This window comes from Nonomuraea sp. NPDC050783 (genome assembly GCF_040802095.1).
In the GTDB taxonomy this organism is placed as follows: domain Bacteria; phylum Actinomycetota; class Actinomycetes; order Streptosporangiales; family Streptosporangiaceae; genus Nonomuraea.
In genome coordinates this window covers 14,261-35,256 of the sequence record NZ_JBFAHK010000032.1, presented here as the reverse complement: position 1 = coordinate 35,256, position 20,996 = coordinate 14,261, and the positions used below count along the sequence as shown (strand labels likewise).

Here is a 20,996-nt window from a genome sequence, read left to right as displayed (position 1 = left end):
ATAACCATGACGGGGCATCAGCTTTTCATGTGTTTTCCCGACCACGGGCATGTCATTCCGACACTTGCCGTGGTCGCCGAATTGACGCGACGGGGAAACCGCGTCACCTATCTCACCGGCGCGAGCATGGCGGCCGCGGTCGCCGGGGCCGGGGCGGAGGTCGTCACCTACGACTCGCCGTACCAGCGGGTGCGCTCCCGCGCGGCCGAGGACGACCTGCTCGCGCTGCTGTCGCTGCTGCTCGACGAGAGCGAGGCCATGCTCGCCGCCGCCGCCCGCCTGCCGGAGCGGCCCGACGCCATCGCCTACGACATCTCGACCCTGCACGCCGGCCGCATCCTGGCCAGGGCCACCGGCCTGCCGGCGACCCAGCTCATCCCCATCTTCGCCTCCAACGCCCACTACTCCGTCCTGTCCTCGACCTACGAGGGCGGGGACGCCGGCCGCCTGGACCGGGAGCTGCCCGGCTGGGCGGACGGCATGGTGGCCAGGATCGGCGCGCTGGCGCGGGCGCACGGCGTCCACGAGGACCCCGCCGAGCTGTGGTGGCAGGTCCAGGACTCCAACCTGGTCGCGCTGCCGCGCTCGTTCCAGTACGCCGGGGACACCTTCGACGAGCGGTTCACCTTCGTCGGGCCCTGCATCGGCGAGCGGCGGTTCCTGGCCGAGTGGGAGCCGCCCGGCGACGGGCTGCCGGTCGCGCTGCTGTCGTTCGGCGGCGTCGGCACCACCAGGCCCGAGCTGCTGCGTACCTGCGCCCAGGCCCTCGCCGGGCTGCCCTGGCGCACCGTGGTCACGCTGCCCGACGGCGTGGACCCCGCCGTCCTCGGCCCGCTGCCGCCCACCGTCGAGCCACTCCGGCGGGTCTCGCACCTGAGCGTGCTGCGGCACGCGAGCGTGGCCGTCACCCACGGCGGGCTCGGCACCATCATGGAGGCCCTGTACCGGGGCCGCCCCGTGGTGGTCGTCCCCACCACCGCCATGGACCGGCCGGTCGCCCGCCGCATCGGCGAGCTGGGCCTCGGCCGCGTGCTCGACCCCGCCGGGCTCACCGCCGCCGACGTGGCCGAGCAGGTGCTCGCCGTCGTCGCCGACTCCCGGGTACGGCGGGCCACGGCCGCCATGAGCGCCGAGATCCGCGCCTGCGGCGGCGCCGCCCGCGCCGCCGACGTGCTCGAACGCCTCCCGTCCCGGGCGGCGGCGTGACGGCGGCCCCGGCGCCCGCGTACGCCTTCCACGTCCTGGGGCCGCTCAGAGTGGTCAAGGACGGCGTCGAGCTGCCCATGAGCGCCAACCGCGAGCTGGTCATCCTGGCCAGCCTGCTGCTGAACGCCAACCGCGTCATGAGCGTCGAACGGCTCATCGAGGCGGTGTGGGCCGGGTCCGCGCCGCCCAGCGCCTGGCGGCAGGTCGCCATCTGCGTCTCCCGGCTGCGCCGCACGCTCGGCGCCGGGGTGATCGAGACCTCCAGCCCCGGCTACCTGCTGCGGGCCGCGCCCGACAGCATCGACTGGCTGCGCTTCGCCTCCAAGGTCTCCCGCGCCCGCGCGCTGGCCGGCGACGGCCAGGCCGAGGCCGCCGTGCTGCTGCTGCGCGAGGCGCTGGCGCTGTGGCAGGGGCGGCCGTTCGAGGACATCAGAGGGCTGCGCTACGACGCGGCGCGCATGGAGGAGTCCCGGCTGGAGGCGCTGGAGACCTGCCTGGAGCTGGAGATCGGGCTCGGCCGCCACCACCAGGTGATCCCCGAGCTGCTGGCGCTGGTGGCGGAGTGGCCGCTGCGCGAGCGGGTGCGGGCCCAGCTCATGCTGGCCCAGTACCGGGCGGGGCGGCGGGCCGAGGCGCTGCGGACGTACCAGGAGACGCGCCGCTACCTGCTGGAACAGATCGGCCTGGAGCCCGGGCCCGCGCTGCGGCGGCTGCACGAGCAGATCCTGCGGGACGAGTCCCACCTGATGCGCCCGCCCGCGGCGGCGCCGAGGCCGGCCGGGGTGGTGCCCTGCCAGCTCCCGCCGCAGGTCCTGCCGTTCGTGGGGCGGTCGGGCGAGCTGTCCGCCCTGGACGCGGCCCTGCTCGGCGACGACGGGGCCGCCCCCTTCATGATCATCAGTGGTCCGGCCGGGGTCGGCAAGACCAGCCTCGCGCTGCACTGGGCGCACGCCCGGCTCGACGCCTTCCCGGACGGCCAGCTCCACGCCGACATGGCCGGGGCCGCGCCGGACGCCGTGCTCGACCGGTTCCTGCGCGCGCTCGGCGTACCCCCCTCCGACCTGCCCGCCGACCCGGACGAGAAGCTCGCCCTCTACCGAAGCTGCACCGCCTCGCGGCGGCTGCTGGTGGTGCTGGACGGGGCGCGGGACGGCGACCAGGTGCTGCCGCTGCTGCCCGGCGGGGCGCGCTGCCGCGTCGTGGTCACCGCCGCTGGTCCCCTGGACGAGCTGGTGGCCAGGCAGGGGGCGCACCGCGCGTTCCTGCGCCCGCTGCCCGAGGACGCGGCCAGGGAGCTGGCGGGGCTGCTGGTGGGGCCGCTGGTGGGGGCGGCGCCGCACGGGGACGACGCGGTCCGCGACCTGGTGGCCGCCTCCTGCGGCAACCCCCTCTCCCTGCGCCTGGCCGCCGCCCGCCTCCACTCCCGCCCCCCGGCCGCCTGACCCGGGCACCCCTCCACCCCCCCGCTCGGCTCCGGCACCAGTGGGGGAGGGGCGCACGCCCGCCTGCTCCGTCCGCCCTTCCCTCCGAACGGCCACGCCGCGGCGCTCGGGCGCGGCGCCGACCAGGGAGGGCTTGTCGGCGCCTCCACCTGGCCCGCCCGCACCCCCTCCGATCGTCGGGGCGCGGCACCGGTGGGGGAGGGGCTCGGTCGCCTCTTTCTCTGAGCGGCCATGCCGTGTCGGTAGGGGTGGCGATGGTCAGGGAGAGGGGGATGCCGGGGTGGGGGAGGGGTGGGACAGGAGGGTGGTGAGGGTCGTGGTCAACGCGGTGGGGGCGGGGGCGGCGGCCGGGGTGCGCCAGCCGACGTGGCCGTCCGGGCGGACGAGGACCGCGCCCTGCGGGCCCAGGCCGTACTCCTTGGCCCAGGTGGGGGAGGACGGGATGCCGGGCGTGTCGTCGCCGGCGATCTCCACGGCGGTGAGGGGGACGCCCGTCATGGCGGCGGCCCGCGTGCCCGCCTCGGCCCAGCCGCTCCCCGCTGGGGACAGCAACGTGAAGCCGGGGCCCAGCAGGTCGAGGGTGGAGACGCGCCCGTCGCCAGGAGCGCCGCCCGGCGAGCCGTTCGACAGCCACACGTGCGGGGCGCGGTGTCCCGGGCGGGCGACCGGCACGTACGTCCGGTAAGGGTCGTCGATCGCCGGCGGCGCGGTGCCGTCCGGTACGACGGCCGCCGAGTCGTAGTGGAAGCCCAGCACCAGCCCCTCGGAGCTGCGCCGCCCGGCCTGCTGCCTGATGGCCTCCGCCATGGGCAGCCGCCCCTCCATCATCTGCCAGGTGATCAGCGCGTTGGCCAGGCTCTCGTCCACGGTACGCCGGGCGACCGGCCGCCGCTCGGCCTCGTACGTCTCCAGCAGCTCCTCCCCGGCCCCCCACCGCAGCACGGCGGCCAGCTTCCAGGCCAGGTTGTGCGCGTCCTGGATGCCGCAGTTCATCCCGAACCCGCCCTGCGGCGTCGCCACGTGCGCCGCGTCCCCCGCGAGGAAGACCGGCCCGGCGCGGAACGCGGCGGCGAGCATCGCCTGTTGCAGCCACGGCAGCACGCCGAGCAGCCGCACCGGCAGGCCGGGCACGCCGACGGCGTCCCGCACGGCGCGCAGGCACACCTCCTCGGTGAAGTCCTCGGGGCTGCCGCCCTGCTCGGGCTCGTAGCCGGTCTGCACCATCCAGCGCTCGCGGTGGTCCACGGCCTCGACGGCGCACGGCGGGTCGGTCAGGAAGGACAGGGCGGCGCGCCGGTCGGCGGGCAGGAAGCCGAGGTCGGCCTCGAACATGATGCTGATCATGTGCCCGAGCGGCGGCGGGCCCTCCCAGGCGATGCCGAGGCGGTCGCGGACGCCGCTGCGGCTGCCGTCGGCGGCCACCAGGTAGCGGCAGCGCACCAGGGTCTCCTCGCCCCCGGGCCCGGACACGACGGCCGCCACCCCGCCGCCGGCCGAGGACCGCACGCCGGCCGGCCCCGTGCCGAAGCGCACGTCGGTCAGCTCGGTGCCGAAGCGCACGTCGGCCCGCGCGGTCGCGAGGCGCCGCAGGATGACCTCCAGCACGTCCTGGGCGCACAGGAAGGTGTAGGTGGGGCTCTGCGGGGCGTCCCGGTCCAGCTCGGCCGCCGCGCGCACGAAGTCGGGCGCGCTCAGCGAGCTGCCGACGCCCACCGCGAGGTACTCCTCGCGCGGCATGCCGGCGGCCTCCACCTCCTCCTGGATCCCCCAGGCGCGGAAGAGCTCCATCGTCCGGGTGGTGACCAGCCGGGCCTTCGGGAAAATCGACGTTCCCGGGTGCCGTTCGACCAGCAACGTCGATATTCCGAGACGGGAGAGCTCGATGGCGGCGCAAAGCCCCACCGGTCCGCCGCCGACCACCAAAACCTCGACCTCGAGCTCTTTCATGAGGCCCAGAGTCATATATCGCGATTGTTCCGGTCAATGCCGGGATAACCGCGTGATACAGGCGTGATAACGCGACTTAGTAGCTTGTGGAGGCAGATTCAGATTCGCGCCGATCGGCGAATGTCGAATTCCTGGAGTCCATCATGCTGTTTGCGCAGGGCACCGTGGCGCTGGTGACCGGCGGGTCGCGCGGGATCGGCCGTGCCGTCGCGCTCGACCTGGCCAGGGAGGGCGCCCACGTCCTGGTGAACTACGCGCGCTCCGAGCGCGAGGCCAAAGAGGTGGTGGCCCTCGTCGAGCAGGAGGGCGGCAGCGCGGCGGCGGTCCGCGCGGACGTGACCGACGAGGAGTCGGTACGCGCGATGTTCCGCCTCGTGCGCACCGAGCACGGGCGCCTCGACGTGCTGGTGACCAGCGCCGGCATCACCGCCGACCGCTACCTCATCGCCATGGGCCTGGACCAGTTCCGCGCGCCCATCGAGACCAACCTCATCGGCACCTTCCTGGCCTGCCGGGAGGGGCTCAAGCTGATGCAGCACCAGCGCAGCGGCGCGATCGTCACCCTGTCCTCCTCCAGCGGCCTGGACGGCGGCTTCCCCGGCCAGACCAACTACGTGGCCTCCAAGGGCGCGATCGTCGCCTTCACCCACGCCCTGTCCAACGAGGCGGCCCCGCACGGCGTGCGGGCCAACGTGGTGTGCCCCGGTTTCGTGGCCACCGACATGACGCGCAAGGTGCCCGCGAACCTCAAGAAGCAGTACGAGTCCCGCATCCGGCTCGGCCGCATGGGCCGGCCCGAGGAGATCGCCTCCATCGTCAGCTTCCTGGCCTCGGACAAAGCCTCCTACATGTCCGGCTCCGTGGTCGTCGCCCACGGCGGCGGTCTCGGCTGAGCGCCCCCACTCACCCCCGTACAAGGAGCACGCCATGACCCACGCCATGACCGCCGACGAGTTGCGCGCCAAGGCGGCCGAACGGCAGCAGACCTGCAGCCAGATCAAGAAGATGATCGTCTCCAGGCTCGACCTGGAGATCGAGCCGGACTGGATCACCGACGACCAGCCGCTGTTCGGCCGCGGCCTGGAGCTGGACAGCCTCGACGTGCTGGAGCTGTACGTCGCCATCGAGGCCGAGTTCGGCGTGGCGCTCTACGACAGCGAGATGGCGGTGTTCGGCTCGGTGTCGCGCCTGGCCGACGAGGTCAACCCGGCGCTGCGGGCGACGGCATGACGGTCGCCGAGCAGGCACCGGCGCCCGCGCCGAAGGCGGTCGCCGGGCTCACCCACGACCAGGTGCGGCAGGTGCTGCCGCACCGCTGGCCCATGCTGCTGCTGGACCGGGTCGGCGCGGTGGTCCCCGGCGTCAAGGGCACGGCCACCAAGAACGTCGCCGGCACCGAGCTGTGGTTCCAGGGCCACTTCCCCGGCGAGGCCGTGCTGCCCGGCGTGGTGATCGTCGAGGCCCTGGCGCAGCTGTCCGGGGTGGTGTTCGCCCTGGCGGGCGCCAGCGAGATCAGCTACCTGGCGGGGGTCCGCTCGATGCGGTTCCGCCGCCCGATCGTCCCGGGCGACCAGGTCACCCTCACGGCCGAGCGGACCGCCGGCGGCGGCGGGTTCGCCGAGTTCCGGGTCTGCGCCCGGGTGGACGGCCAGGTCGCCGCCGAAGGAAACCTCACGATCGCCGATCCGGCGTCGCAACGCACTTCGCGAAAGGTGTGAACATGCCAAGCGTCCTCGCGACCACGCATCCGACGGACACCGTGTACGGCGAGGTGGGCGACGCCACCGTGCCCCTGCGCTTCGCCTCGACCGGCGAGGAGTACGGCGTGCTGCGCGAGCGGGCCGCCCTCCTCGACCTCGGCGGGCACCGTCTCATCGAGATCACCGGCCCCGCCGCCGTGGACTTCGCCCAGCGCCTGCTGGCCCGCGACGTCGAGTACCTCACCTCCGACCGCTGCATGATGAGCCTCGTCCTGGACGACGACGGCCAGGTCGTGGACCAGGTCGTCGCCTTCGGCCGGGAGGACGGCCTGCTCCTGGAGAGCTCCTGCGGCGCGGGCGACCGGCTGCTGGAGCACCTGCGGGCGCACCAGGAGGACGGCGTCGAGATCACCGACCGCTCGGGCGACCTGACCGCCATCGGCCTGGAGGGCCCCTACGCCTGGGGCGTCGTGGGCCGCCTGATCGACGCCGAGCTGGCCTCGCTGCCGTTCGAGTCGGTCGCGGAGGCCACCTGGGACGGCGTGGACATCGTCTTCGCCCGTACCGGCCTGACCGGCGAGTACGGCTACCAGGTGATCGTCCCCATCGAGGCGGCCGCCACCCTGTGGGCCCGCGCGCTGGAGCACGCCACCCCGGCCGGCCTGGAGGCGCTGGAGCTGGCCATGCTGGAGGTCCGCCAGCCGATCCCGCGGCACGAGGCCACCCCCGGCGCCACCGTCATCGAGATCGGCGCCAACTGGCTGGTGGACGTCACCAAGGACGAGTTCGTCGGCAAGGACGCCGTGGTCGAGGCGTTCGAGGCAGGCGGCGGCCGGCGCACGATCGGCTTCACCGGCTGCGCGGGCATCCCGACGCCCGGCACCCGCGTGCAGGCGGGCGGCCAGGACGTCGGCGAGATCGTGCACGCCGTGCACAGCGTCGGGCTCGGCGCCACCCTCGGCCTGGCCCGGGTGGACCCCGACCTGGCCGCGGCCGGGCTGGACCTCACCGTCGCCGGCCAGACCGTGACCACGCTGACCAGCCCCTACATCGTGCCCAAGAGCTGGAGCATCCCGATCATCTGATCGGCCGGCGCGCGGAGAAGGAGACAAGCATGGCGCTGCGGCCCGTCGTGGTCACCGGCCTGGGCATCATCTGCGCCGCCGGGCGCGACCCCGCCGAGTTCTGGAGCCGGCTCGTGGCCGGCCAGGGCGCACTCACCCCGATCGAGGACGAGGCGTTCGCCGTGTTCACGGCCCGGCACGCCGGCCAGGTGCCGGACGCCTGGATCGACGGCCAGCTGCCCCCCGAGGACACCGGTCACGACCGCACGGCCAAGCTCGCCCTCGTCGCCGCCCGCCAGGCGATCGAGCAGGCGGGCCTGCCACTCGGCGGCCCCGACCAGGACGAGTCAGGGACGAGTCCGGCGGGCGGCGGTCCCGGCCAGGACCGGTCGGGGACGGGACCGCCGAGCGACGGCCCCGGCCAGGACCGGTCGGGGACGGGCCCGGCGGGCGGCGGCCCGGCCCCGGGCCGGTTCGGGATCATCCTCGGCAAGTGCCAGGCCACCCCCGACGCGGCGGGCCGCTACCAGCCGATGCACCGCACGGCCGACGTGGTGGCCACCCGGCTGGGCCTGCTCGGCCCGCGCGTCCTGGTCTCCACGGCCTGCGCGGCCGGGGGCAACGCCGTCGGCCTGGCCAAGGACAAGATCCTCACCGGCGAGGCGGACGCGGTCCTGGCGGGCGGCGTGGACCCGCTGCTGTTCGGCACGTACGCGGGCTTCGCCGGCCTGCAAGCCCTGAGCACCGGCCCGTGCCGCCCCTACAGCCGCTCCGACGGCCTCAACCTCGGCGAGGGCGCGGCGTTCCTGCTGCTGGAGCCGCTGGACCTGGCGCTGGCCCGCGGCGCCACGCCCCTGGCGGAGGTGGCGGGCTACGGCCTGTCCGCCGACGCCTACCACGCCACCGCCCCCGACCCCACCGGCCGCGGCGGGGCCGGCGCGGTGCGGCGGGCGCTGGCCGACGCCGGGCTCACCACGAGCGACGTCCACTACGTCAGCGGCCACGGCACCGGCACGCCGGCCAACGACGCGATGGAGGCCAAGGTCATGCGCCTGGTCTTCGGCGAGCGGGCCGGGCAGGTGCCGACCAGCAGCATCAAGTCGTTCGTGGGCCACACGCTGGGCGCGGCCGGCGCGGTCGAGGCGGTCGCGAGCGTGCTGGCCCTGCGCCACGCCACCGCCCCGCCCACCATCGGCTTCGACGGCGGCGCCGCCGGCGCGGCGGACCTGGACTTCGTGCCCGACCGGGCCCGCCCGATGCCCATCGACACCGTCGTGTCCAACAACTACGCCTTCGGCGGCAACAACGTCTCGCTCGTGCTCACCGCGCCGCGCGGCCCCCGCCCGTACGCGGAGCTGCCGGAGCGGACCGCCGTGATCACCGGGCTGGGCCCCGTGACCGGCGTCGGCGCGGGCATCGCCGAGGTCGCCGAGGCCCTCGCCACCGGCCGCCGCGCCCCCGGGCGGCCGCCGTCGCTGGACGGGCGCACGTACGCGCCGCGCTCGTTGTGGCGGCACATGAACCACCTGTCCCGCATGGCCATCGCCGCCTCCCGCCTGGCCTGGGAGGACGCCGGGCTGAAGCTGCCCAGGAAGGCGCTGGACGACGTGGGCCTGGTCTTCGCCACCGGCGCCGGGTCGGCCGAGAGCACCGGCGGCTTCGACGAGAGCATCGCGGCCAACCCCAACAAGCCGGCCGTGCTCAGCTTCTCCAACGTCGTGCTGAACGCCACCGGCGGCGCGGTCTGCCAGACCCTGGGCCTGCGCGGGCCGACCACCACGATCTGCAACGGCGGGGCGTCGGCCTCGATCGCCCTGGACTGCGCGCTGGAGATGATCCGGGCGGGCAAGGCCGAGGTGGTCCTGGTCGTCGCCGCCGACGAGGCGTCCGGCCCGCCCACTCCGGACGGATCCGCCCCGCCTGCTCCGGACGGATCCGCCCCGCCTGCTCCGGACGGATCCGCCCCGCCTGCTCCGGACGGATCCGCCCCGCCCTCGCCGGACGGGGACGGCGGCGCCGAGCCGGTCAAGGGATCGGCCGCCGTGGCCTTCGTGGTCGAGTCGGCCGAGCACTGCGCCGAGCGCGGCGGCACCCCGTACGCGAAGGTGGGCGCCACCCGCCACGCCGCCGGCGACGGCCCAGGACCGCTCGCCGACAGCCTCGCGCTGCTCGCCGGCCGGCCGCCGGAGCTGGTCATCGGCACGTCCCCCGGCCTGCCGCCGGGCGGCGAGGAGGCCGCCGCCGTGCTCGCCGCCGCGCCTGACGCGCCGCTCACCGGCACCGCCGCGCTGACCGGCGACTGCCAGGCGGCCACCGGCGCGCTCAACGTGGCGCTGGCCGCGCTCGCCGTCCGCGACGGGATCGCCCCCGGCCTGCCGGACCTGCCGGGGCCCGCGAGCCGCGCGCTGGCGCTGACCGCGGCCCCCGGCTCGGTCCGCGGCGCCGTCCTGCTGGAGGCGATATGACCGCCGTCCGCGAGCCCGAGGCCGCCACACCCCTGGACACCGCGGGGGCCGGCACGCCGTTCGACGTCGCCGAGGCCGACCGGCTGCTGACCACCACCCGGTCCGTCCGCCGCCGGCTCGACCTGGCCAGGCCCGTCCCCCGCGAGGTCATCCAGGAGGCGCTGGAGGTCGCCGTCCAGGCCCCCACCGCCAACAACCACCAGAACTGGCGCTGGCTGGTGCTCACCGAGCCCGCCACCAAGGCCCGGCTGGCCGCGATGATCCGCTCGTCCTGGCAGTTCCACCTCAACGACATCTGGACCAGGGCGGGACGCCGCCGCCACGACGCCCAGGCCCGCCGCAACCACGCCTCCGCCCAGGCGCTGACCGAGACCATCGCGGCGGTGCCCGCCCTGGTGATCCCGTGCGTGCTCGGCCGCCCGCCGGACATCGCCGCGATCAACGAGGCGTGGCGGCGGCGCATGGCCGACAAGGTCGCCGAGGACCCCGGCCACCTCGTCAAGCACGGCGAGACCCGCGCCAGCATCTTCTACGGCTCGATCTTCCCGGCCATTTGGTCCTTCCAGCTCGCCCTGCGCAGCCGGGGCCTGGGCAGCACCATCACCTGCCTGCACGTGCCGCACGAGCGCGAGGTAGGGCGGCTGCTCGGCATCCCCTCCGGGGTCACGCAGGTGTGCATGATCCCGGTCGCCTACACGGTGGGCACCGACTTCCGCCCCGCCGACCGTTACAGCGCCAAGGAGCGCACCTACTGGGAGAGGTGGGGCACGTGACCCAGCGACCCGAACAGCCCGACGTCGTCATCGTGGGCGGCGGCATCTCGGGCGCGTCGGCCGCCTGCCGGCTGGTCGCCGGCGGCCTGTCGGTGACGCTCCTGGAGAAACAGGACGCCTACCGGGACCTGGTGCGCGGCGAGTGGCTGGCCCCGTGGGGCATCAGGGAGGCCCAGCGCCTCGGCGTGGACGACTGCTTCTCCGCCGGCGGCGCCTGGGAGATCCGCGAGTGGATGACCTGGGACGAGGCCGTCACCGAGGACGAGGTCGAGGCGGTGGACATGACCCGCTTCATCCCCGGCATCGGCGGCCCGATGTCCTTCCCGCACCACCAGGTGTGCGAGCTGATGGCCGAGCAGGCCGTGGCCGGCGGCGCGAACCTGGTCATGGACGCCGCCAGGATCGGCGTCCGGGCCGGGCCGCGGCCGGTGGTGACGTACCGGACCCCGGAGGGCGAGCACGAGCTGCGCCCGCGCATCGTGCTCGGCGCGACCGGCCGTGGCAACACGATCGGCCGCCAGATCGGCGTCACCATGCGCAACTCCATGCACCACTGGGGCGGCGGCATGATGGTCGAGGGCCTCGACGACTGGCCGCAGGACGTGCAGGCCATGGGCACCGAGGGCGACGTCATGTTCATGGTCTTCCCCCAGGGGTACGGCCGCGCCCGCCTCTACCTCAACTTCCCCGTCGCCAACAAGCACCGCTACCGGGGGCCGGGCGGCGTCGAGCGGTTCCTGGCCGCGTTCGAGCTGAACTGCCTGCCCGACCGGGGCAAGGCGGTCACCGAGGCGATTCCGGCCGGGCCGCTGTCGGTGTGGCCGTCGGTCTCCAGCGTCCCCGAGGGGCCGCCGCTGGCCGAGGGCGTGGTGCTGATCGGCGACGAGGCGGGCAACGCCGACACCGTGCTCGGCACCGGCCTGTCCTGCGCGATGCGCGACGCCAGGATCGTCTGCGACATCCTGCTCACCTCCGCCGACTGGTCGCCGCCGGCGTTCGCCCCTTACGTGGAGGAGCGCGAGTTCCGGCTGGAGCGGCTGGCGTTCGGCGCCTCCATCGTCAGCAGGCTGCACGTCGAGTTCGGCCCGGCCGCGCTGGAGCGCAGGCGCCGGGTGCGCCGGCTCATGGCGCGCAACTTCGCCGCGCAGGTGACCGGGCTGCTCAACATGGTCGCCCCCGAGGACGTACCGGAGTTCGGCTTCAGCGAGTTCTTCGCTGAGCGGCTGTTCAGGGAGACAGCATGACCACCGACAAGAAAGTCGTCCGCGTCAACGACGTGGACCTGGCCTACGTGGACGAGGGCGAGGGCGACCCCGTCATCCTGCTCCACGGCTTCCCCGACTCCTCCTACCTGTGGCGGCACCAGATCCCGGCGCTCGTCGAGGGCGGCTTCCGGGTCATCGCGCCCGACCTGCGCGGCTTCGGCGACTCCGGCAAGCCGCAGGAGATCGAGGCGTACGGCATGCAGACGATCGTCAACGACGTCGTCGCCCTCACCATGAAGCTGGGCGTCAAGCGCCCGCACCTCGTCGGCCACGACTGGGGCGCAGCCATCGCCTGGATGTACGCCTTCCTCATGCCCCGCAGGATCGACCACCTGGCCGTGCTGTCGGTCGGCCACCCCGGCGTCTTCGCCACCCCCTCCATCGAGCAGCGGGCCGCCTCCTGGTACATGCTCTTCTACCAGTTCCCCGGCGTGAGCGAGGAGCTGCTGCGCCGCAACGGCTGGCGGCTGTTCAAGGAGATCATGGGCCGGGACGGCGACCACGACCGCTACCTGCGCGACCTGGCCCGGCCAGGAGCGCTGACCGCCGGGCTCAACTGGTACCGCGCCAACCGCTCCCCGGCCGCCGAGCTGCGCCCCGCGCGGCCCTTCCCGCCCGTGCTCGCCCCCACGCTCGGCATCTGGGGGGACGGTGACAAGGCGCTGCTGGAGGAGGGCATGACCGGCTCCGGCAAGTTCGTCAAGGGCCCCTGGCGCTACGAGCGCGTCGAGGGCGCAGGACACTGGCTGCCGCTCGACGCTCCCGAACAGGTCAACAAGCTGCTGCTCGGCTTCCTCGGCACCGAGCGGCCCGCCCACGAGGAACGCCGGCCGCGGCGCCGGCTCTGACCCCCGGAGGAAGCGTCGTGAAGCTCGGCTATCTCTTCCCCGGACAGGGGACCGTGCGCGTCGGGATGGGCGCCTGGCTGCGCCGCAGGCCCGTCGCGCGGGACCGGCTGGACCTGGTCGACACGCTGCTGGACCGGCCGATCACCCCGCTGTGCGCCCGCGGGCCGCTGGACCGGCTGGTCGCCACCGAGCACGCCCAGGTGGCGGTGACGGCCTGCAACCTGGCCGCGCTGGCCGTCCTGGAGGAGGAGGGCCACCGCGCCGCCGTGGTGGCCGGGCACAGCGTGGGCGAGCTGAGCGCGCTGCACGCGGCCGGTGCCCTGACGCTGGCCGACACGGTCCGGCTGGTCGGGACGCGGGCGGCGCTCATGGCCGCGGTCGGCGAGCGCGGCGGCATGCGGGCCGTCATGGGGCTGCCCGTCGAGCGGGTCGAGGAGCTGGCCGAGGCGGCGAGCGTCCCCGGCGAGCCGGTCGTGGTGGCGCTGGAGAACGCCCCCGGCCACGTGGTCGTCTCCGGCGTCCCGTTCGCCCTGGACCGGCTGGCCGCGCTGGCCACCGACGCGACCAAGGTCGTCCCGCTCCAGGTCGGCAACGCCTTCCACTCGCCGCTCATGGCCCCCGCGCTGCCCGGCTGGGCCGAGGCGGTCCGCGCCACGACGCTGCGCGAGCCGCGCGTGCCCGTCGTCCCCAACGTCACCGGCGAGCCCACCACCGACGTGGCCACGCTGCGCGAGGCGCTGATCGGCCAGCTCACCGGCCGGGTGTTGTGGACCCGTACGGTCGCCGCCGTGGACGCGATCGCCACCGGCGTGGAGGTGGGCGACAGCAAGGTGCTCACCGGGCTGTCGCGCCGGGCCGAGGCCCGCTGCCTGAGCATGTCCGACCCCGGCACCCTGCGCCGCCTGGCCAAGGCGGTGGCGGCGTGAACCGCTGGGGCAGCGCCGTCGTCGGCCACGCCGGGCTGGCCCGGCCGGAGGACCTGCTCCGCGACCTGCCCGGCGACCTTCATGGCGACCTTCATGGCGGTCCGCCCGGGAGGGTGCCGCTGGGGGACGTCTTCACCGTCGCCGAGCGCGTGCGCTCCGCCCGGGGCCGCACCCTGCAGCACTGGGCGGGCCGGCTGGCCGGCAAGCGGGCCGTGCTGCGGCTGCTCGGCCTGCCCGCCACGCCCGGCCGGCTCGGCCTGGTCGAGGTGCTGCCGCGCCCCACCCGCGCCTGCCGCGGCGACGCCGCCTGCCTGGACGGCCACCCGCCCGCCGTCCGCCTGACCGGCGAGCTGGCCGGCCTGGCGGGAGCGGGGGAGCACATCCGGCTGTCCCTCAGCCACACCGCCGCCCACGCCCTCGCCGTCGCCCTCCACGCCCCGCCCACGCCCCGCCCCGCGGGACCCGCGCCCGCCGAAGCGGCCGCGCTCCCTGTCCTGGGGCCCAAGCCTTCCTCGCCGGAGGGCGGGTCCGGGCGGGAGGGCGTGGTGCTCCCGCCCGTCATGTTGTTCGAGTCGCGAGGAGGACGGTGACATGGACGCCCGCAAGCTCGCCCAGGACCACCTGCAGGCATGGCGGGACGGCGACCCCGAGGCGGTCGCCGCCACCGCCGCCAGCTACGCCGACCCCGACTCCGGCGGCGTCCTGACCGGCCCCGACCTGGCCGCGCACGCCGCCGCGACGCTGGACCGCTTCCGCGACCCGGGCTTCGAGGTGGAGCGCGTGATCGGCGACGCGGACGCCGCCGCCGTCCGCTGGACGCTGCGCGCCGACCACCGCGCCGCCTACCTGGGCATGCCCGCCACCGGCGGCCGCGCCGAGGTCACCGGCACCGACCTGGTCACCGTGGACGCCGCCGGCGCCCACGTGCGCCGCTCCTACGACCGGCTGGCGCTGGCCGGCTCCCTGGGCCACACCGCCCGCTTCGTCCCCGCCGCCGACGAGACCCGCGAGTTCGGCGTCAGCGCCCGCGCCGGCACCGCCCGCACCGAGCGTCCGGGCGCGCTCGTCCTGACCTGGCTGGAGGTGCGCGACGACGCCGAGGCCGCCGAGGTGGACCTGCTCAGCGTCGAGATCGTCAAGTCGCTGCGCGCCGCCCGGGGCTTCCTCGGCGTGACCACGTTCGACCTCGGCGACCGCAAGTACACGCTGAGCGCCTACGACCGCCTGGAGTCGGTCCGGGCCGTCCACGCCCGGCCGCACCAGCGGGCCATGCGCCGGTTCTTCAAGTCCGGCCTGTGCACCCGCGTCCACACCAGCGTCTGGCGTCCGGTCAGCGCGCGCGACTACGCCCGCTGCCCGGAGTGCGCCACCCCGGTGCGGACGGACGCGGCCTGCGGCTGCGGCTGGACCCCCGCCGCCGTCCCCACCCTCTGACCGCCCCCAGCGCCCCCCGGCGCCCGCGACCCCGCGACCCGCGAACCTGGACTGGAGATCCGATGCACGAGTTCACCGCCGAGCACCTGCCCGGCGACGACAGGCCGGCCGTGGTGTTCATGTCCGCGCTGTTCGCCGGCGGCTGGATCTGGGACCACCCCTTCCACGCGCTGGCCGCCGACGGCCTGCCGGTGCTGCGGACCAACGAGGCCATCTGCGCGCTGGACCGCCAGGTGGCCGGCTCCATCGAACGCCTCGGCGACGCCTTCCTGCGCGCCTGCGACCGGGCGGGCGTCGGGGAGGCCGTCGTGTGCGCCAACTCGCTCGGCGGCCTGGTCGCCATCGACCTGGCCGGACGCTGCCCCGACCGGGTGCGCGGCATCGTGGTCAGCGGCGCGCCCGGCCTGACCGCCGACCCCGACGTGGGGCTGAGCTTCGACCGGCGCGGCAGCGTGCGGCCCTTCGGCGACGACTTCGGCGAGCGCATGGTGGCCGCCCTGTTCCACAGCGGCCGCAGCCACTTCGCGCCCGAGCGCATGGCCGAGGCCGGGGACCTGCTGCGGCAGCCGGAGTCCATGGTCAGCATGGCCCGCAGCCTCAAGGCCACCCGCCGCTACCAGGTCAGGCCGGCGCTGGAGCGGGTGAGCTGCCCGGCGTTCTTCGTATGGGGCCGCCACGACCGCATGACGCCGGTCGGGCCGTGGCTGGAGCTGCTGGCCGCGTACCCGGACAACGAGGTGCTGGTGGTCGAGGGCAGCGGTCACATCCCGATGGTCGAGCGGGCCGAGCAGTACACCGCCGCGCTGCGCGACTTCACCGGCCGCTGCGCGGGAGCGCTCGCATGAGCGCCCTGGCGAGCGCCCCCGAGGGCGGCCTCGCGGGCCCGGCGCTCGCGGGCCCGGCGCTCGCGGGCCCGGCGCTCGCGGGCCCGGCGCTCGCGGGCCCGGCGCTCACGGACACCGTGCTCATGGACACCCTGCTCGCGGACACCGTGCTCGTCGGGGTGGACATCGTGGACGGCGACCGGCTCGCCCGGGCGGCGGCGCGCGGCGGCTCCGTCTTCGCCCGCCGCCTGACCACCCCCGCCGAGCGCGGCCGGGGCCCCGGCGTGGCGGCCTTCTCCGTCAAGGAGAGCCTGATCAAGGCCGTGGGGGTACGCCCGCCCGGCTTCACCTGGCACGACTTCGAGGCCCTGCCCGTCCCGCCGTCCGGCTGGGCGGCCCGGCTCCTGGAGGAGGCCGCGGGCGAGCTCGCCGGCTCCACCGGCGTGCCGCTGGACGCCGGCACCGCCTACGCCGTGCGCGGCGCCAGCGCCCTGGCCGCCCGCGCCAGGCTCGCCCCCGGCCCCACGGCAGGCCCGGTGGCGGGTGCGGCCCGCTGGGGCGAGGGCGGGGGGCTGTTCGTCTCGCTGGCCATCGTCTACGTCGAGGAGGAGGGGACCCCCTCATGACCATCAAAGTGGCGGCCGGCGAGCCGGTCCAGCGGGTGCTGGACGAGGCCGGGCCGGGCGCGCACGTCGAGCTGGCCGAGGGCGTCCACGCCGGCGCCGTCTGGATCGGGCACCCCGGCGTGACCCTGACCGGCGCGGGCCCCGGCCGGACCGTCCTGGTCCCCGGCGACGCCCCGTCCGGCGCGGCACCGGACGTGCCCCGCCTCCACGACGCCGGGCCCGAGGTGGTCAGCGGCGTCACCGTCCACAGCAAGGATCACGGCAAGGGGCCCGCCAAGGGGCACGGCGCGGGCGTCGCCGACGTCCGCGTGGCGGGCCTCACCGTGCGCGGCTTCACCGGCGCGGGCGTGTACGCCCACTCCGCCGCCCGCGTCACCGTCCACGACGTGGCCGCCGAGGACAACGCGGTCTGGGGCGTCTACCTGCGCGAGTCCACGGACTGCCGGATCACCGCCTGCCGCGCCCGCGGCAGCCAGTACGCCGGCGCCGCCCTCAGCTTCTGCCCCCTGTCCGACCACCTGGTGGAGGGCAACGACCTGCACGGCAACGCCTTCGGCCTGTTCGTGGACAACTCCTCCGGCGTCCGGGCCGTGCGCAACACCTGCCACGGCAACGCCATCGGCATGCTCCTGCTCAACCAGGTCTACGAGGGCGAGCCGCCGGGCGGCGTCACCGACTGCCTGGTGGCCGGCAACGACCTGCACGGCAACGACCTGGCCGCCGGCGCCGAGCCCGACGGCCTCGGCGCGGCCGGTCCGCCCATCTCCGGCGTCGGCCTCGCCCTCATCGGCACCCACCGGGTCGCCGTCGTCGACAACCACATCCACGACAACCACCCCAGCGGCGAGTCCGTCATGGGCGCCGGCCTCGTCCTCGGCAGCTCCAGGGAGTGGGGCGGCGACGACGTCCTCGACACCCACGCGCTGTGGAACCGCGTCCACGACAACACCCCGCTCGACCACCAGCTCGGCGCGGACCTGGCCCGCCAGTGCTTCGCCGCCAACACCGCAGGCAAGGGCGACCCGCCCGACACCCCCGGGTGGCGGCGATGACCCCCCCGACGAGCACCGCCACGAGCACCACCGCGACCACCGTGACCACGCCCGCGCTGGCCTGTCAGGGCCTCGCCAAACGCTACGGCGACCTGGTCGCCGTCCAGGACGTCGGCTTCTCGATCGCGGCCGGCCAGGCGTACGGGCTGCTCGGCCCCAACGGCGCCGGCAAGACCACCACCATCTCCATGCTGGTGGGCCTGCTGCGCCCGGACGCGGGCGGCGTCACCGTCGGCGGCGTGGACCTGGCCGCCGAGCCGATGCGGGCCAAGGCCCGGCTCGGCTACGTCCCGCAGGAGGTCGCCCTCTACCCGGAGCTCACCGGCCGGGAGAACCTGCGCTTCTTCGGCCGCCTGTTCGGCCTGTCCCGGCGCGAGCTGCCCGGCCGCATCGAGGAGGTGCTCGACCTGGTCGGGCTGGCCGGCCGGGCCGACAGCAAGCTCGGCACGTACTCGGGCGGCATGCGGCGGCGCATCAACATCGGCGCCGCGCTGCTGCACCGGCCCGAGGTGCTGATCCTGGACGAGCCCACCGTCGGCGTGGACCCGCAGAGCCGCAACGCCATCCTGGAGGGCGTCGAGCGCCTGGTCGCCGGCGGCATGTCGCTGCTCTACACCTCCCACTACATGGAGGAGGTCGAACGGGTCTGCGACCGCGTGGCCATCATCGACCACGGCCGCATCATCGCCGACGGCACCCGCGAGGAGCTGATCAGCCTGGTCGGCAGCCACGACAAGGTGGAGCTGTCGCTCGACGGCGACGTCGAGACCGCCCTGGCCAAGCTGCGCGCCGTCGAGGGCGTCGTCGAGGGCGCCAGGACCGGCGGCACCTCCATCCGGCTGATCACCGAGGGCGGCCGCAGGCTGCTGCCCTCGCTCATCACCGCCGTGGACGGCTGCGCCACCGTGACCGCCACCCGGGTCATCGAACCCGACCTGGAGGCCACGTTCCTGCACCTCACCGGCAGCACCCTGCGGGACTGACCATGAGACGAGCCCTTCTCACGATCGCCGCGCTGGAGCTGCGCACCCGGCTGCGCGACGGCACGGCCCTGGTCATCGCCGTGGTCGTCCCGGTGGCGCTGGCCACGCTGTTCAGCCTCGCCCTCGGCGGCGACGACCCGCCGCTGAAGGCCACCGTCGGCATCGTGGACCTGGACCGCGGCGAGTTCCCGGCCAGCGTGCGCCGCGAGGTCACCGCCTCGGCCGAGCTCAAGGGCAGCGTGACGCTGCGCGACCTGCCCAGCAGGGACGCCGCCGCGCGCGCCCTCGACGCCGACGAGATCGGCTCGGCCATCGTCTTCCCCGCCGGGTTCAGCGGCAGCGTCGGCGCCGGTGAGGGCGGCCGGATCGACGTGCTCACCTCGCCCCGCTCGCCGCTCGCCGGCGTGGTGGCGCGGGCCGTCGTGGACCGCATCTCCGCCCTGGTGGACGCCAGGACGCTCGCCGTGCGGGCCGTGCTGCTCGCCGGGGTGCCCGGCGGCCAGGTCAAGGAGCTGGTGGAGCGCAACGGCGCGGCCGGTCCCGCGCTGACGCTCGGCGGCGACCCGCTGGCCGGCGGCAAGGTGGACCTGTCGGTCTACTACGGCTCCGGCATGGCCGCCCTGTTCGCGTTCTTCGTCGTCGGCGCCTCCTTCCGCGGCCTGCTCACCGAGCGCAAGCTCGGCACGCTCGACCGGATGCGGGCCGGGCCGCTGGCCGTCTGGGTGCCGTTCGCCGGCAAGGCCGTGGTCGGCTTCGCGCTGGCCCTGGTCAGCGTCTGCGTCACCTGGGCCGCCTCCGTCCTGGTCTCCGGCGCCACGTGGGGCGATCCGCCGGCCGTGCTGGCCGTGCTGGTGGCCCACGTGCTGGCCGCCGCGGCGATCACCATGCTGGTGACCTCCCGCGTCCGGACCGACGCCCAGGCCGACGGCGTGATCATGGTGGTCTCGTTCGTGATGGCCTTCCTCGGCGGCAGCCTCGTGCCGATGCACAACCTGCCCGGCGTGCTCCAGGCCGCGGCCCGGCTCACCCCCAACGGCTGGACCTCGGCCGCGCTGACCGAGCTGGCCGGCGGCGGGACGGGCCTGGCCGACGTGGCCGGGCCGATCGCCGTCCTGTGCGCGATCGCGCTGGCCGCCGGCGGGCTCGCCGTGGCCGGGCTGAAGAAGGGAATGCTCCTGTGACCGCTCCCCGGCCCGCCTCCCGGCCCACTTCCGGGCCCACTCCCCGGCCCACTTCCGGGCCCACTTCCGGGCCCGCCTCCGGGCCCGCCGCCCCCAGGCCCGGCACGCCCAGGCCCGGCACGCCCCGGCCCGTGCTCGCGCTGGTGGCCGCCAACCTGCGGCGGCACGCCCGCGACCGGGTGGGCCTGTTCTTCATGGTCGTCATGCCGTTCGTCTCGATCGTCTTCGTCGGCATGGCCATCGGCAACACCACCGACCGGCTGCCGGTCGGCGTGGTCGCCCCCGGCTCCGACCCCCTCACCGCCGCCCTGCTGGCCGAGCTGCGCGCCCGCCCCGACCTGGAGGTCGTCCCGGCCGGCTCGGCCGCCGAGCTGCGCTCGGGCGTGCGCTCCGGCGCGCTGGCCGCCGGGCTGGTGATCCCGCCCGGCTCCACCCGGCTCGGCCTCGTCGTCACCCAGACCAACGGCAGCGGCCTGGCCGCCCGCAGCGCGCTCGACGTCGCCGTCGGCAAGGTGGCCGCCGTCCGCGAGGCCACCCGCGCCGCCGAGGCCGCGGGCGCCGGCCCGGCCGAGGCCGCCGAGCTGGTCCGCCGCGCGCAGGAGCGGTCCGGCCGGGTCGCCGTGACCGGCTCGGCGGCCGGCGCCGCCGACCCGCGCGGCTTCGCCTACACCGCGCCCGCCAACCTGCTGCTGTTCACCTTCATCAACTCCATGGCCGTGGCCGCCGCGCTCGTCGAGAGCCGCCGCCTCGGCCTGCTCCAGCGCGCGCTCACCGCGCCCGTGCGGCGCTCGTCGGTGCTGCTCGGCGAGGCGCTGAGCCGCTTCCTCGTGGCGCTCGCCCAGGCCGGGCTCATCGTCGTGGTCAGCGCGGCCGCGTTCGGCGTCTCCTGGGGGGACCCGGTCGGCGTGGCGGCCGTGGTGGTGACGTTCTCGCTGGTGGCCACCGGCGCCGCGCTGCTGGTCGGGACGCTGCTGCGCAGCCCCGACCAGGCGCCCGCGATCGGGCCGCCGCTCGGCGTGGTCCTCGGCATGCTCGGCGGCTGCCTGTGGCCGCGCGAGTCGTCCGGCGAGGTCATCAACGCCATCGGCCACCTGTTCCCGCACGCCTGGGGCATGGACGCGCTGCTGACCCTCGCCCAGCCCGGCACCGGCCCGGCCGCCATCCTGCCCCAGCTCGCCGTGCTGGCCGGGATGGCCGCGCTGCTGCTGGGCGCCGCGCTGGCCCTGTTCCGCCGGCGCGCACTGACCGTGATCTAGAAAG

Annotated in this window: 20 protein-coding genes; 19 read left to right on the top strand and 1 reads right to left on the bottom strand. The window is 75.5% G+C overall.

All coding sequences use genetic code 11. The annotated features are described in order from the left end of the window. The first annotated feature begins 6 nt into the window (after positions 1-6). Together AB0H75_RS45075 and AB0H75_RS45070 are read left to right on the top strand one after the other, a co-directional pair. Positions 7-1,206: a macrolide family glycosyltransferase gene (locus AB0H75_RS45075; protein WP_367807228.1), complete on the top strand. Its 1,200-nt coding sequence runs from the start codon at positions 7-9 to the stop codon at positions 1,204-1,206. After that, positions 1,203-2,648, top strand: a complete 1,446-nt coding sequence (locus AB0H75_RS45070; RefSeq protein ID WP_367807226.1) for a BTAD domain-containing putative transcriptional regulator — start codon at positions 1,203-1,205, stop codon at positions 2,646-2,648. The genes AB0H75_RS45075 and AB0H75_RS45070 overlap by 4 nt, the downstream gene beginning before the upstream one ends. A gap of 258 nt (positions 2,649-2,906) precedes the next feature. Here the strand turns inward: AB0H75_RS45070 and AB0H75_RS45065 are convergent, their stop codons facing one another. Next, positions 2,907-4,595: an FAD-dependent monooxygenase gene (locus AB0H75_RS45065; RefSeq protein ID WP_367807224.1), complete on the bottom strand. Its 1,689-nt coding sequence runs from the start codon at positions 4,593-4,595 to the stop codon at positions 2,907-2,909. A 143-nt stretch (positions 4,596-4,738) separates the two neighbouring features. On the opposite strand from AB0H75_RS45065, the gene AB0H75_RS45060 reads away from it, so the two are divergent. The 17 genes from AB0H75_RS45060 to AB0H75_RS44980 all read left to right on the top strand — a co-directional run bounded on the left by AB0H75_RS45060 (position 4,739) and on the right by AB0H75_RS44980 (position 20,992). Continuing rightward, a complete protein-coding gene (locus AB0H75_RS45060) occupies positions 4,739-5,488 on the top strand; it encodes a 3-oxoacyl-ACP reductase family protein (protein ID WP_367807222.1) in 750 nt (249 codons plus the stop codon). 34 nt (positions 5,489-5,522) lie between these two features. Next, on the top strand, positions 5,523-5,825 hold the full coding sequence (locus AB0H75_RS45055; protein ID WP_367807220.1) for an acyl carrier protein: 303 nt from the start codon (positions 5,523-5,525) through the stop codon (positions 5,823-5,825). Then, positions 5,822-6,313 carry a 3-hydroxyacyl-ACP dehydratase FabZ gene (gene fabZ / locus AB0H75_RS45050; protein ID WP_367807218.1) on the top strand — a complete coding sequence of 164 codons (492 nt, stop codon included), beginning with the start codon at positions 5,822-5,824 and terminating at the stop codon, positions 6,311-6,313. The genes AB0H75_RS45055 and fabZ overlap by 4 nt, the downstream gene beginning before the upstream one ends. A gap of 2 nt (positions 6,314-6,315) precedes the next feature. Further along, complete coding sequence (locus AB0H75_RS45045; RefSeq protein ID WP_367807216.1) at positions 6,316-7,380, top strand: aminomethyltransferase family protein; 1,065 nt, start codon at positions 6,316-6,318, stop codon at positions 7,378-7,380. A gap of 29 nt (positions 7,381-7,409) precedes the next feature. Further along, positions 7,410-9,824, top strand: coding sequence for a beta-ketoacyl synthase N-terminal-like domain-containing protein (locus AB0H75_RS45040; RefSeq protein ID WP_367807214.1), 2,415 nt, complete (start codon positions 7,410-7,412; stop codon positions 9,822-9,824). Next, entirely contained in the window at positions 9,821-10,597 is a 777-nt protein-coding gene (locus AB0H75_RS45035) for a nitroreductase family protein (RefSeq protein ID WP_367807212.1), read from the top strand. Before AB0H75_RS45040 ends, AB0H75_RS45035 begins: the two co-directional genes overlap by 4 nt. Beyond that, positions 10,594-11,841: an FAD-dependent oxidoreductase gene (locus AB0H75_RS45030; RefSeq protein ID WP_367807210.1), complete on the top strand. Its 1,248-nt coding sequence runs from the start codon at positions 10,594-10,596 to the stop codon at positions 11,839-11,841. The genes AB0H75_RS45035 and AB0H75_RS45030 overlap by 4 nt, the downstream gene beginning before the upstream one ends. Continuing rightward, complete coding sequence (locus AB0H75_RS45025; protein ID WP_367807208.1) at positions 11,838-12,710, top strand: alpha/beta fold hydrolase; 873 nt, start codon at positions 11,838-11,840, stop codon at positions 12,708-12,710. Before AB0H75_RS45030 ends, AB0H75_RS45025 begins: the two co-directional genes overlap by 4 nt. Before the next feature lie 17 nt (positions 12,711-12,727). After that, a complete protein-coding gene (locus AB0H75_RS45020; protein ID WP_367807206.1) occupies positions 12,728-13,636 on the top strand; it encodes an ACP S-malonyltransferase in 909 nt (302 codons plus the stop codon). After that, positions 13,633-14,226: a hypothetical protein gene (locus AB0H75_RS45015; protein WP_367807204.1), complete on the top strand. Its 594-nt coding sequence runs from the start codon at positions 13,633-13,635 to the stop codon at positions 14,224-14,226. Before AB0H75_RS45020 ends, AB0H75_RS45015 begins: the two co-directional genes overlap by 4 nt. 1 nt (position 14,227) lies before the next feature. After that, complete coding sequence (locus tag AB0H75_RS45010; protein ID WP_367807202.1) at positions 14,228-15,070, top strand: ester cyclase; 843 nt, start codon at positions 14,228-14,230, stop codon at positions 15,068-15,070. A gap of 62 nt (positions 15,071-15,132) precedes the next feature. After that, the gene (locus tag AB0H75_RS45005) at positions 15,133-15,915 is read left to right on the top strand and encodes an alpha/beta fold hydrolase (RefSeq protein ID WP_367807200.1); all 783 of its coding nucleotides are present in this window, start codon (positions 15,133-15,135) and stop codon (positions 15,913-15,915) included. Continuing rightward, positions 15,912-16,520 (top strand): hypothetical protein, encoded by a 609-nt coding sequence (locus AB0H75_RS45000; RefSeq protein ID WP_367807198.1) that lies wholly within the window; start codon positions 15,912-15,914, stop codon positions 16,518-16,520. The genes AB0H75_RS45005 and AB0H75_RS45000 overlap by 4 nt, the downstream gene beginning before the upstream one ends. Beyond that, positions 16,517-17,572: a nitrous oxide reductase family maturation protein NosD gene (locus AB0H75_RS44995; RefSeq protein ID WP_367807196.1), complete on the top strand. Its 1,056-nt coding sequence runs from the start codon at positions 16,517-16,519 to the stop codon at positions 17,570-17,572. Before AB0H75_RS45000 ends, AB0H75_RS44995 begins: the two co-directional genes overlap by 4 nt. Further along, the gene (locus AB0H75_RS44990) at positions 17,569-18,555 is read left to right on the top strand and encodes an ABC transporter ATP-binding protein (protein ID WP_367807194.1); all 987 of its coding nucleotides are present in this window, start codon (positions 17,569-17,571) and stop codon (positions 18,553-18,555) included. Before AB0H75_RS44995 ends, AB0H75_RS44990 begins: the two co-directional genes overlap by 4 nt. A gap of 2 nt (positions 18,556-18,557) precedes the next feature. Further along, complete coding sequence (locus tag AB0H75_RS44985; RefSeq protein WP_367807192.1) at positions 18,558-19,736, top strand: ABC transporter permease; 1,179 nt, start codon at positions 18,558-18,560, stop codon at positions 19,734-19,736. Next, positions 19,733-20,992, top strand: a complete 1,260-nt coding sequence (locus AB0H75_RS44980) for an ABC transporter permease (RefSeq protein WP_367807190.1) — start codon at positions 19,733-19,735, stop codon at positions 20,990-20,992. The genes AB0H75_RS44985 and AB0H75_RS44980 overlap by 4 nt, the downstream gene beginning before the upstream one ends. Positions 20,993-20,996: the final 4 nt, after the last annotated feature.

Excerpts from the sequence above, each read along its gene's own strand:
- AB0H75_RS45075 (WP_367807228.1), top strand. The coding sequence starts at position 7 with ATGACGGGGCATCAGCTTTTCATGTGTTTTCCCGACCACGGGCATGTC.
- AB0H75_RS45065 (WP_367807224.1), bottom strand. The coding sequence starts at position 4,595 with ATGAAAGAGCTCGAGGTCGAGGTTTTGGTGGTCGGCGGCGGACCGGTG.
- AB0H75_RS45060 (WP_367807222.1), top strand. The coding sequence starts at position 4,739 with ATGCTGTTTGCGCAGGGCACCGTGGCGCTGGTGACCGGCGGGTCGCGC.
- AB0H75_RS45055 (WP_367807220.1), top strand. The coding sequence starts at position 5,523 with ATGACCCACGCCATGACCGCCGACGAGTTGCGCGCCAAGGCGGCCGAA.
- fabZ (WP_367807218.1), top strand. The coding sequence starts at position 5,822 with ATGACGGTCGCCGAGCAGGCACCGGCGCCCGCGCCGAAGGCGGTCGCC.
- AB0H75_RS45045 (WP_367807216.1), top strand. The coding sequence starts at position 6,316 with ATGCCAAGCGTCCTCGCGACCACGCATCCGACGGACACCGTGTACGGC.
- AB0H75_RS45040 (WP_367807214.1), top strand. The coding sequence starts at position 7,410 with ATGGCGCTGCGGCCCGTCGTGGTCACCGGCCTGGGCATCATCTGCGCC.
- AB0H75_RS45035 (WP_367807212.1), top strand. The coding sequence starts at position 9,821 with ATGACCGCCGTCCGCGAGCCCGAGGCCGCCACACCCCTGGACACCGCG.
- AB0H75_RS45025 (WP_367807208.1), top strand. The coding sequence starts at position 11,838 with ATGACCACCGACAAGAAAGTCGTCCGCGTCAACGACGTGGACCTGGCC.
- AB0H75_RS45010 (WP_367807202.1), top strand. The coding sequence starts at position 14,228 with ATGGACGCCCGCAAGCTCGCCCAGGACCACCTGCAGGCATGGCGGGAC.
- AB0H75_RS45005 (WP_367807200.1), top strand. The coding sequence starts at position 15,133 with ATGCACGAGTTCACCGCCGAGCACCTGCCCGGCGACGACAGGCCGGCC.
- AB0H75_RS45000 (WP_367807198.1), top strand. The coding sequence starts at position 15,912 with ATGAGCGCCCTGGCGAGCGCCCCCGAGGGCGGCCTCGCGGGCCCGGCG.
- AB0H75_RS44995 (WP_367807196.1), top strand. The coding sequence starts at position 16,517 with ATGACCATCAAAGTGGCGGCCGGCGAGCCGGTCCAGCGGGTGCTGGAC.
- AB0H75_RS44990 (WP_367807194.1), top strand. The coding sequence starts at position 17,569 with ATGACCCCCCCGACGAGCACCGCCACGAGCACCACCGCGACCACCGTG.
- AB0H75_RS44985 (WP_367807192.1), top strand. The coding sequence starts at position 18,558 with ATGAGACGAGCCCTTCTCACGATCGCCGCGCTGGAGCTGCGCACCCGG.